The sequence below is a fragment of the Paenibacillus pasadenensis genome, assembly GCF_002864175.1.
Lineage (GTDB): Bacteria > Bacillota > Bacilli > Paenibacillales > Paenibacillaceae > Paenibacillus_O > Paenibacillus_O pasadenensis.
Genome location: NZ_NFEZ01000004.1, coordinates 1,916,851 through 1,928,133, shown reverse-complemented (window position 1 = coordinate 1,928,133; position 11,283 = coordinate 1,916,851). Strand labels below are relative to the sequence as shown.

The window sequence follows — 11,283 nt, the reverse complement described above, 5'->3', positions numbered from 1 at the left end:
TTCTCCTCTTCGGTTTACTTGACGGAACCGACCATTCCGGCGACGAAATGCTTTTGCATCAAGAAAAACACCAGCGCGGTCGGCAAGGTGGAAACGACGATCGCCGTCATGATGATGCCGTAATCCGGCGAATAGCTGGAGCCCAGATTCGAGATCAGCAGCGGAATCGTGCGCTTGTCAGGCGTCTGCAGCACGACGAGCGGCCACAAATAGTTGTTCCAGCTCGACATGAACGTGATGATGGCGCCTGCGGCGTAGCTTGTTTTCATCGTAGGCACATAGATCCGAAAAAACAAGCCCCATTCGCTCAGTCCGTCCATCCGCCCCGCCTCGAGCATGTCCTTCGGGAACATCTTGGAGCTCTGGCGGAAATAAAAGATCAGAAAGGCGGTCGTGAACGTCGGCAAAATGACCGAGGCGATCGTATTGATGCCGATGGCGGGCGCGAAGCCGGAGATGCCCGCGAACATCTGGAACAGCGGCACCATGATCGCGGCGAACGGGATCATCATCGAGACCAGCAGGATGTTGAAGACGATGTCCTTCGCCTTGCTGCGGTAGATCTCGAAGCCGTATCCGGCGAGCGAGGCGATGAGCAGCGCCAGCAGCGTCGTCGTGACGGAAATCTTGGCGGAATTCCACAACGCCTGCCCGAGCTCGACCTGCTCCGTCAGGTTGCGGAAGTTGTTCAGCAGGTTCGAGCCGGGCAGCAGCCGGCCGCTGGAGACGTCGATCGACTTGTTCGTCGCGCTGGAGAGGATCCAGAGGAACGGGAAGATCGAGACGCCGGCCGCGAGAGTCAGGAACAAATAAATCGGCGTTCGTTTGAGCGATTTCATCGTTTATCACCTGCCGCTTTGAACTGGAGGATGGACAGCAGCACGATCAGAATGACGATCGTGTAGGAGACGGTAGCCGCATAGCCGAAGTCCGGGGTGTACTTAAAGCTCAGGTTGTAGATGTACTGGGAGATCGTCATCGTGGCGTTGCCCGGTCCGCCCTTGGTGATGTTCATGATCTCGTCGAACAGCTGCAGCGTGCCGATCGTCGACGTGATCGAGGTGAACAGGATGATCGGCTTCAGCATCGGCGTCGTGATGGAGAAGAACTGCCGCACCGGAGAAGCGCCGTCGATGCGCGCCGCCTCGTAGATGGAGGCGTCGATGTTCTGCAGCGCGGACAGGTAGAAGATCATGTTGTAGCCGGTCCAGCGCCAGGTGATGGCGATGATGATCGTAATTTTGGCCAGCACGGGATCGGTGATCCACTGCAGCGGCGCGTCGATCAGATGCAGCTTCAGCAGCGCCTGGTTGACGAGCCCTTCCGCGCCGAACAGGTACTTGAACACGACCGAGTAGGCGACGAGCGAGGTGATCGCGGGCAGGAAGATCGCCGTGCGGAAAAAGCCCTTGAAGCGCAGCTTGCTGTCGTTCAGCAGCACGGAGATGAACATCGCCAGCAGGATCATGACCGGAACCTGCACGATCAGGTATAGAAATGTATTTTTAAGCGCCGTCCAAAACACCGGATCGCTCGTCAGCCGCTTGTAGTTGTCGAGCCCGGTCCAGTCGATCCTGGCCCCGGTGCCGGACTTGAACGACAGCAGCAGCGCCTGGAGCATCGGGTAGAAATAAAAGAGGAGGATCATCAGCACCGCGACGGAGATGAACATCCATCCCGTCCAGCGGGGCTGAAGACGATTGCAGACGATGGCCGTTTGTTTCATCCTTAGGGCTCCTTTCTCGGGAAAAATGGACCGTGACGAAGCAAGCCGTCCTCGCGGACGGCCTGCTGACGGACGGATTCGGTTAGCCCAGCTGGGACTCCGCCTGGGACTGCGCGTCGCTCAGCACCTTGTCGAGGTCCGCGCCGCCCAGATAGCTCTGCATCGCGCTTACGAGGATGTCCTCGATCGCATACGTATGCATGCCGTAGTTGACTTGCGGAATCTTCTGCGTCCAGGCCGCGAAGTCGCTGACGATCTTCTGGCCGCCGAAATACGCATCTTCCTGGTTGTAGGCGTCGCCTTCGGTAGCCGCCTTCAGCGTGCCGATGACGCCGATATCCGTCACGAGCTTCTGATACAGCTCCGCGTCGGAGCCGAGCGTCTTGGCGAGGAACTCGGCCGCCTGCTCCTTGCCGTCGACGTTGAGCACGTACCAGGAGCTGCCGCCCAGATTGGAGGCGTTGACCGAGGAAGCGGTATTTTTCAGCTTCGGCATCGGAACGACGGCCCATTGTCCGGACTGGGAAGCCTCGGCCTTGACCGACGGCGTGATCCAGTTGCCGGTCGGCACGGTCGCCACGTCGCCGGTGTTGAATCCGGCCAGGAACTGGCTCCAGTCGGAAATCATCTTGACGGTGTCGGACTCCATCAGCTTCTTGTAGGTCGCGAACGCGTCCTTCAGCGCCGCGTTGTCCTTCAGGTCCGGCGTCGTGCCGTCCTCAGCCGTGTACCAGGCTCCCGCCGACTGGATCATCATGCGGATGAGCCCGAGGTCGTTCGGATCCTGCGTCAGCATCGCCTTGCCGGTCTTTTCCTTCACGGCCTTGCCGATCTCGATGAACTGGTCCCAATCGATGTTCTGCAGGTCATCGACCGAATAGCCGGCTTGCTCCATCAGATCCTTGCGGACATAGAGCCCGGTCACCCCGGAGTCGAACGGCACGCCGTACTGCACGCCGTCCAGGCTCGTCGAGGAGAGCTTGTAGTCGGCGAAATCACCCGGCTTGATCAGGTCGGACATCTTGTAGAACGAGTCGGGATAAGCCTGCAGGAAGCTTTGCGCCCGGTAGTCCTCGATCAGCACGACGTTCGGCAGGCCGCTCGTCGTGCCGGAGTTGAGGCCCGTATTCAGCTTCTGGATGATGTCGGCCTGGGCGTACTCGATGATGTCGACGTTCACGTCCGGATTTTCGGCCGCATAGGCTTCCTTCGCCAGCTTCATCGCCGCGATGTTGAAGTTCGGATCCCATGCCCATACCGTGACTTTGCCGCCGCCCGAGCTTTGGCCCTCCTGACCGTCGTTGTTGCCGCTGGAGCAAGCCGTGAGCGCCATGACGCCGGCGAGCGCAGCGAATGCCATCTGTTTCTTCATCGTAAAAGGTCCCCCTTCGCATGCTTTCGGAAAGCGCTTGCCTTCACCAAAAATGGTATCAAACGCGGGCGTTCCTCCGGTAGGAATATCTTTGCCCCGTTTGGTCCTTTCAATGCCAATCTTTCGGGGAAGGGGGAGGAGGCGTTGTCTTTTTTAAAGCTTTTTGGATTATGTTTAGCTTTCGCGGCCGGTCAGCCTTCGGATTTTTCCGCGAACGGCAGCCGGACCTGCACCCTCGTGCCCTCGCCCGGCTTGCTGCGGATCGTCACGCCGTAGTCCTTGCCGTAGAGCAGCAGGATGCGGGCATGGACGTTGCGGATGCCGATGCCGCTGAACAGCTGGCGGTTGCTCTGCGAGTCGGGCAGGCTGTCCTGGCCGTCCTGCAGGTCCATGCCGTCGCCGTTGTCGACGATCTCGCACAGCAGCGATTCGCCTTCGCGGGCGACGATGACGTAGATGTAGCCGCTCTCCCTTTCCTTGAACGCATGGAAAAACGCGTTCTCCATGAACGGCTGCAGGATCAGCTTCGGCACCTCGGCCTGGAGGCAGTCCGGCGAGATGAAGTAGTCGACCGCGATGCCGCTGCCGTAGCGGATTCCGTTGATGAAGGCGTAATCCTTCAGGTTCTGCACCTCCTGCTCCACCGGGATCGTCTCCTCCACGTTGCCGATGGAGTTCTGCAGCAGCGAGATGAGCGCATGGATCGTCTCGGTCGCCTTCTGCTTGTCCTCGCGCTGGACGAGGAAGTTGACGGAGGCGAGCGTGTTGTACAGGAAATGCGGATTGATCTGCCGCTGCAGGGCGGCCAGCTCGGCATTGCGCTGCTCGCGCTGGGTCTGCACGAGCTGCATGATGTAGGCGTTCAGCTCGTCGAGCATGTAGTTGAACGCCGTCCCGAGCTGGCGCGTCTCGTAGCTGCCGCTGACGGGCATGTAGTTGTGGAAGTTGCGCTTGGTCACGCTCGACATCTGCCGCACGAGCAGCCGCAGCGAGCGGGTGAGCCGGCGCGAGATGAGCAGCAGGATGAGCAGCGCCGCCGACACGATGGCCGCTCCGATGAGCACGATCTGCGTCACCGGCAGCATGTCGCGGACGAGCTTTTTGTCGACGAGGTTGACGATGTAGAAATCGTATTCGGGCAGATGCTGCGACACCATCAGCTGGCTGCCCTCTCCGCTCCCGATCGAGATCGAGTCCAGCCCCTCCGCGCGGATCCTCTCCGCTCCGGCGAGCAGGGCCGCGTCGCGGCTGCCGATGCGGCCGGTCAGGTTGCTCGACACGATCATGCCGTCGCGGTCGAGCACGAGCACGTCGTTGCCGGTGCTGGTGAACGTGCTGTAGAAGCGGCTGAAGTCGCGCTCCGGCAGCATGAAAAGCATCGTCCCGTACGGCAGTCCGGTCGTCCGCGAGATGAGCTTGCGGGAGGCGGTCAGGATCGGCTCGCCCGCCGTCCCGTCCTGCTCCAGCAGCAGCCGGTACGTCAACCGGCTGGCGTTTTGCGGCTGCTCGGCCGCCAGCTCCTGGCGCTTCAGCGCGGCGGCCGACTTCGTCCAGTAGGAGCGGTCGCTGAAGTAGCTCCGCTCGCCGTCGCCGAGGATGATCGTGCCGACCTCGTTCTGGTCGAGGCCGGCGGCGATCCGCGTCATCTGCGCTACCATGGCGTAGTAGGCCTTGTTCTCGCTCAGCGAATTCCCTTCCTCCTCCGTCAGGAAGCTGCGGATCGTGCTGTTTTGCATCGCCTCGTTCGAAGCGGTCAGGATCGAATAATGGAACGACTCGAAATTGCGCTTGATCTGGCTGACGACCTTGGCGTTGGTCAGGCTGAACGTGTCGAGGAACAGCTGCTGCGACACATGCACCGTCACCCAGGAGGTCATGCCTCCGACGGCGATCGTGCTGATGACCATGATGATGAACATCTTGCCGAAAAGGCCGAGCCGCGACAGGCGGCCGCCCGCTTCCTTCATCGGAGGTCCTTCCCTTCCTGCGCCGATCGGCGGTACTGGCTCGGAGACTGGTCCATGTATTTTCGGAACACCTTGGTGAAGTAGCTGTTATCGGCGTAGCCGACGCGGGTGGCGATGTCCGCGATCGCGTCGTCGGTGTCCGCCAGCAGCCGGCATGCCTGCTCGATGCGCACGCGGTTGACGTACTCGCTGAAGCCCTCCTTGTTGCGGCTGGCGAAGTAGTTGGACAGATACGACGGGTTGAAATGGAAATGCTGGGCGACGTCCGCCAGATGGAGCGGCTCGGCATAATGCTCGTGGATGTAGGCGAGCAGCTTCTGCATCGCCTGGCTGCCTCCGGGACGCTGGCGCGCGGCGACGCAGCCCTCGGCCTCGTCCAGGAAGCGCAGCAGCGTCCGCTCCGCTTCCTGCACGGATCGGGCTTCATGGATCTCGCGGAAATACTCGTACTTGCGCTCGTCGAGAGACGCGGCCGGATACTGATGGCGGAGCAGCGCCACGATCACATGGAACAGATGATGGCCGAGGAACGACTTGAGCTCCTGGACGCGCATGCCCTCGCAGCCTTCCATCGACGAGGCGAACTGCCGCAGCCGGGCGAACGCCGCCTCGAACTGCTGGCCGCCGAGCTCCGCCTCGAAGGCGGCGGCGTCGAAGGCCGAGCCGCCGCTCGCGGCGGCAGCTTGCGCCGGCGGCGCGAAGAAGCGCCGCTCCGGCCGGAAGAAGCGGCGCTCCATCAGCGCCGGCAGCTGCTCGATCGCCGCGTGCAGCCCGCCGAGCGAGCCGAACGCCGGGCCGAGCGCGCCGAGGACGGGCCAGCTTCCTTCGGCCGCCGACGCTTCGAGCCGCTCCAGCCAAGCCTCCAGCAGGGGCAGGTCCGCCGCGTCGAAATTGATCAGCGCCCGCACGAGGTCCCGCCCCTCCGCCAGCTCCGCCGCAGGCGCGAACCGGCCCGCTGCGGGCAGCTCGGCGAGATGGGCTTCGAGCCGCTCCTTCCACGCGGCCGTGCCGGCGGCGGGACTGTCGCCATCGAGCCTGGCGCCGAACACCGCATAGGAGCGATGGGGCAGCTGCTCCTGCAGCAGCCTCGCTCCGTCCATGCTGTCGCCGAGCGGAAAGCCGGCGGCCGCCTTGTCGAGCAAGGCGCGCAGCGACTGCTGCTTGGCTCCGCCGAGCCGGATGCCGCTCAGCTCGGGGATGCCGGCGGCCATTTTTTTCAGCGTCGCGAGCAGCTTGCCGGCATCGAGCTTCGGCTTGAGGATATAATCCTCGACGCCGCTCTGGAACGTGGAGCGCACGTAGTCGAACTCGCTGAAGCTGCTGAGCACGATCATGCGGATTTCCGGATGGCGGATGCGCACTTCCCGCGCGAGCTCCTCTCCGTCCATGACGGGCATGACGATATCGGTGATCAGGATATGCGGGGAGAGCCGTTCGATCAGCTCCAGCGCCTCCTTGCCGTTGGCGGCCTCGCCGACGATGCGGAAGCCCTCGCTCTCCCAGTCGAGCAGATGCTTGATGCCCTGGCGGGCCAGCAGCTCGTCATCCACGATCAATACGTTGCAGGTCAGTTCGCTCAAGCCGACGCCCCCTTTCTACGATGCTTGCGTTTTTTTATTCGTCTATTCTAACGGACAAGCATGCTGACGTAAAACGAGGCTGGGCCGAGGCCTTCGAAGGAAGCGGACGATGCCGAGGCGGGCTTGCAAAAACGCCCCTGCTCTGGCCGCCGGAACGCAAAGAGGGCGCAGCCGATGCGGCTGCGCCCTCTGGTTACCCTGATTTTCGGTTCCGGCCGGCGGCAATCCGCCTCACACCCGGCTGAGCCGGATCCAGACGGCCATCTCGCCCGGCTCCCGGTTGCCCCACAGGAAGTACGGGACCGCCCTCAGCTCGGCCGCCGCCGGCTCCGGCGACTGGCCGAGCGGACGATACGGCTGGTCCGGATCCCATCCCGCCAGGTCCGCGCGGCGGCCGGCCGCCTCGAGGGAGACCGCGCCGCCCGGCAGCGCGGCGTCGAAGGTCGGGATCAGCTCGGTGTCGGGATCGATCGAGAGGGACGCGATCGGAGCGCCGTTGTCGACCTCCTCCAGGCAATAGACGAGCGGCCCGCGCTCGATCGCCGCCTTGCCCGCGTCGGCGCGGATCTCCGGATTGGCGGCGATCAGCCGCGCCTCCAGCCTCGGCTCCCATTCCACCACATCTCCGGCCGCCCAGACGCGGGTCAAGACCGCATAGCCGTCGACGGTCCGATACGCCGATTCGGCGCCGTTGATTTTCAGCAGCGCCTGCCCGCCGCACCAGGACGGGACGCGCAGCGCCAGCGAGACCGCCGTCTCCGGCGCTTCGGTCCACTCGAACCTCGTGCCGCCCTGCCAGGGCAGGAGCGACGTCTGGACGAACGCGGCCGTGCCGCTTTTCAGCTCGAACCGCGCCTCGCTGCCGATGAACAGATGCGCGTAGACAACGTCGTCCTCGGCGGACGCCGTGTACACATAATCATGCAGCGAGCAGAGCAGGCGGGCGACATTGGGCGGGCAGCAGGAGCAGCCGAACCATTTTTGGCGGACGGCCTTCACATGCCTGCGGTCGGGGCTGCCCTCGGACGCCTTGGGCCATACCTCCAGCGGATTGACGTAGAAATAATGCTTGCCGTCCTGGGACATGCTGCCGATCACGTTGTTGTACAGCGCGCGCTCCAGCACGTCGGCGTACTCGCTCTTCGGCTCCAGCTGCAGCATGCGGCGGGCAAAGAAGATGAGCCCGATCGACGCGCATGTCTCGGCGTAGACGGTGTCGTTCGGCAGATCGTAGTCGAACGAAAAGGCTTCGCCATGATGCGTCGAGCCGATGCCGCCGGTGATGTACATCTGCTTGCCGGTCATGTTGGCCCACAGGCGGCGGCAGGATTCGAGCAGCTCGGCGTCTCCGGTCAGCCCGGCCAGATCGGCCATCGCCGTGTACATGTACACCGCGCGCACGGCATGGCCGACCGCGACGTCCTGCTCGCGGACCGGCTTGTGCGCCTGGTTGTAGGCCATCTGGCGCACGCTCGGAATCGGCTGCTGCCTGCCCGTCCAGTGGCTGACGCCATCCCTGCGCCCGCATTCCTCCACGAGGAAGTTCGGCTCCGCTCCGCGCTCGTCGATGAAGAACTTGGCGAGGTCGAGGTAGCGCCGCTCGCCCGTCGCGCCGTACAGCTTGACGAGCGCCAGCTCGATCTCCTGATGCCCGTCGTAGCCGCGCAGCTGGCCCTCCTCCCGGCCGAACACCGAGTCGATATGGTCGGCGAAGCGGGAGACGACGTCGAGCAGCCGGCGCTTGCCGGTGCTCTCGTAATAAGCGACGGCCGCTTCGATCATATGGCCGGCGCAATAGAGCTCATGCGCCTCGTACAGGTTCGTCCATCGCTTGCCCGACTCCTTGATCGTGAAATACGTGTTCAGGTAGCCGTCCTCCTGCTGGGCCGCCGCGACCAGCTCGATCGCCTCGTCCGCGATCCGCTCCAGCTCGGGGTCCGGATGCGTGCCGAGCGCGTAGCCTACCGCCTCCAGCCATTTGGCGAGGTCGCTGTCCTGGAACACCATGCCGCCGAACTCCCCTTGCTCCTGGCCGGCCGCGATGCGGAAATTCCGGATCGCATAGCTCGGCTCGGCATCGGCGATGCGGTCGTTAAGCGCTTCCCATTGATACGGAATGACGGTGTCCCGGACTAGCGCCGCATAGGCATCCCAAAATCCGTCCTTGATGCGCACGCGCTCTTTCGTTCCGGCGGCCGCTGCTTGCTTCATGCCATATCCCTCCAGGCGATTGATAGGATTCATTGCTTTTCCACCCTATTCTAGCCTTGGACAACAATTGGAACTAGGTGCAACCGAACACAAAAATGACAATATCCGACCCCGAACATACGGTCGCCTGTGGAGCGGAACGGCCGGAGCGGCGGGCCCGGCCAGAAGGCGGCGGGCGCTCACAGCTTGTAGAATTCCCTTGCGTTGCCTCCGAACAGCCGCGCCCTCTCCTCCGCTCCCCAATGCGCCGGGAGAGAGCTTTCCAGAACGTCCACGACCTGATCGTAGCTCGCCGCGAGCAGGCATACCGGCCAATCCGATCCGAACAGGACCCGTTCGGGACCGAATACGCTCAGCACATGCTCGACATAGCCGCGGAAATGCTCCGGGGTCCACGCCTGATGATCGGCCTCCGTCACCATGCCGGACAGCTTGCAATAAATCGCGGGATGCTCCGCCGCACGCGCAAGCTGCGCGGCCCATGGCTCGAACGCCTGCTCCGCGATGCGCGGCTTGCCGATATGGTCGACAACCCCCCGAAGGCCGGGGACGGCGTCGAGGAGCGCATTGAGGGCGTCCAGCTGAGTCGATTTTACGAGCAGGTCGACGGGCACGTCCTCCCGCGCGAGCTCCCGCAGCGCTTGCACGAACGAAGGCTCGAGCACGCGCGCCGCGTCCGGCATCTCCTGGATCATGATCCGGAAGCCGACGAATTTCGGATGGCTGCGATAAGCCTCGTACCGTGCCCGATGCGAGGGATCGAACAGGTCCAGCCACCCGACGACGCCCAGGATGGACTCCGAGCGGTCGGCGAGGGAGAGCAGGTACTCCGTTTCCTCCGCCGTCGGAGCCGCCTGCACGACGATCGTCCCGTCCAATCCGTGCCGCTGCAGGCAGGGCTCCAGATCCTCCGGCAAATAATCCCGGTACAGCACCGGCAAGTCAGGCGTAATCCAGCCGTAATCCGTGCGGGACATCGTCCAATAATGCTGATGAGCATCGATGCGCATAAGAGTCCACTCCTTCTTCAACTTGTCTCTTCTGATTGTAACCGGATTCAATGAAAGCGGAATAACAGCGGCCCGCAAGTTTATTCCCGATTTTGATATGCGGCGGCGGCCGCAACTTGGGCGGCTCGCGCTCGTCATCTGTCCCTATCGCTTGCGCCGCGAGGCTCATAGGATAGAGGTGACAGCTTATCCAAAGAGGTGATGCCCGCTATGCTGCCGTTGGTCACGGTCGTCATACCGTTTTACAACTGCCCGTACATTCCGCAAGCGATCCAGAGCGTGCTCGACCAGTCCTATCCCTCGATCGAGCTCATCGTCGTCGACGACGGCTCGACCACGAACCAGCATCTGCTCGATCCGTACCGCCATCGCATCGTCTACTTGAGCAAGGCGAACGGCGGGACAGCCAGCGCGCTCAACTACGGGATGCAATGCGCGAGCGGACGATACGTCGCCTGGCTCAGCTCCGACGACCTGTTCACCCGCGACAAAGTGCTGAACCAGGTGTCCTACATGCTGGAGAAGAACGCCCAGTTCAGCTTCACGGACTTCCACACGATCAACGAGACCGGACAGATCACGCAGATGTGGAGCATGGTGAAATTCCCGACGGAAAAAGCGTTCATCGCCTCCATGCTCGACTTCTGTCCGGTCAACGGCTGCACGGTCATGATGCTGCGGGACCTCATCCAGAATGTCGGATGGTTCAATCCCGGCCTGCCTTACGCGCATGACTACGACCTGTGGGCGCGGATCGCGCTGAACGACGTCGGCATGCATTACTTGAACGAGCCGCTCACGCTGTACCGCCGCCATGCCGGCATGGGCACCGTCCAGCATTTGTCGCGCATCATGCCTGAGTTCGAGTCGCTCAAAGCCTACTACGCGCCGATGCTCCGCACGAAGCTCGCCCGCATGCCGGGCTGACCTGCGGCATTCGGGAGATTGCCGCAGGACGCAGATTCAAGCTGAAAAGGGACCCGCCAGCTGCGGGTCCCTTTTCGGCTTGCGCCCGCGAGCCGGGCTTCGCCGGGACGGACAACCCGGCCGCTCAGCGGATCGTGCGCTTGAGCGCGTGCAGGTCGTCCTCGACCTGCAGCATCCGCTGCCCCAGCAGCTTCAGCGCGTCCTCGACCCCTTTGTTGTACAGATGCGGAGCCAGCGCGGCGATCATATGGTCGAGCAGCGCTTCCGCGCCGATGGTTCCGAGCGGGAGGTCGAGCTCCCGGTCCGCGAAGTCTCGCAGCTGCTCCGCCAGCTCCTTTTTCTGCTCCAGCGGCAGCTTGATCGGCATCATGTCGGTTCCTCCTTTTTCCTTCGACAGGCTCCATTATAAAGCTTTGCCGCGCCAAGCAAAACGGGACCAAGCGGACGACGCTCCGCTTGGTCCCGAATGCTCGCTCTGACGCCGAAAGGC

Annotated in this window: 9 protein-coding genes; 1 reads left to right on the top strand and 8 read right to left on the bottom strand. The window is 63.0% G+C overall.

Going from position 1 to position 11,283, the window contains the following annotated elements; all coding sequences use genetic code 11:
* Nucleotides 1-14: 14 nt before the first annotated feature.
* From B8V81_RS17730 to B8V81_RS17700, 7 genes are all read right to left on the bottom strand, one after another.
* Complete coding sequence (locus B8V81_RS17730) at nucleotides 15-839, bottom strand: carbohydrate ABC transporter permease (RefSeq protein ID WP_101808881.1); 825 nt, start codon at nucleotides 837-839, stop codon at nucleotides 15-17.
* On the bottom strand, nucleotides 836-1,726 hold the full coding sequence (locus B8V81_RS17725; RefSeq protein WP_101808880.1) for a carbohydrate ABC transporter permease: 891 nt from the start codon (nucleotides 1,724-1,726) through the stop codon (nucleotides 836-838). The genes B8V81_RS17730 and B8V81_RS17725 overlap by 4 nt, the downstream gene beginning before the upstream one ends.
* 82 nt (nucleotides 1,727-1,808) lie before the next feature.
* A complete protein-coding gene (locus tag B8V81_RS17720) occupies nucleotides 1,809-3,098 on the bottom strand; it encodes an ABC transporter substrate-binding protein (RefSeq protein WP_101808879.1) in 1,290 nt (429 codons plus the stop codon).
* Between the two features lie 191 nt (nucleotides 3,099-3,289).
* A complete protein-coding gene (locus tag B8V81_RS17715) occupies nucleotides 3,290-5,065 on the bottom strand; it encodes a cache domain-containing sensor histidine kinase (protein WP_101808878.1) in 1,776 nt (591 codons plus the stop codon).
* On the bottom strand, nucleotides 5,062-6,645 hold the full coding sequence (locus tag B8V81_RS17710) for a response regulator transcription factor (protein WP_101808877.1): 1,584 nt from the start codon (nucleotides 6,643-6,645) through the stop codon (nucleotides 5,062-5,064). The genes B8V81_RS17715 and B8V81_RS17710 overlap by 4 nt, the downstream gene beginning before the upstream one ends.
* Before the next feature lie 231 nt (nucleotides 6,646-6,876).
* Nucleotides 6,877-8,856 carry a glycoside hydrolase family 127 protein gene (locus B8V81_RS17705; protein ID WP_101808876.1) on the bottom strand — a complete coding sequence of 660 codons (1,980 nt, stop codon included), beginning with the start codon at nucleotides 8,854-8,856 and terminating at the stop codon, nucleotides 6,877-6,879.
* Nucleotides 8,857-9,035: 179 nt separating this feature from the next.
* On the bottom strand, nucleotides 9,036-9,866 hold the full coding sequence (locus B8V81_RS17700; RefSeq protein WP_101808875.1) for an amidohydrolase family protein: 831 nt from the start codon (nucleotides 9,864-9,866) through the stop codon (nucleotides 9,036-9,038).
* Between the two features lie 210 nt (nucleotides 9,867-10,076).
* Between B8V81_RS17700 and B8V81_RS17695 the strand changes: the two genes are divergently transcribed.
* Nucleotides 10,077-10,793, top strand: a complete 717-nt coding sequence (locus tag B8V81_RS17695; protein WP_101808874.1) for a glycosyltransferase — start codon at nucleotides 10,077-10,079, stop codon at nucleotides 10,791-10,793.
* 124 nt (nucleotides 10,794-10,917) lie between these two features.
* On the opposite strand, the gene B8V81_RS17690 is transcribed toward B8V81_RS17695, so the two are convergent.
* Nucleotides 10,918-11,163: a DUF2164 domain-containing protein gene (locus B8V81_RS17690; protein ID WP_101808873.1), complete on the bottom strand. Its 246-nt coding sequence runs from the start codon at nucleotides 11,161-11,163 to the stop codon at nucleotides 10,918-10,920.
* Between the last annotated feature and the right edge of the window lie 120 nt (nucleotides 11,164-11,283).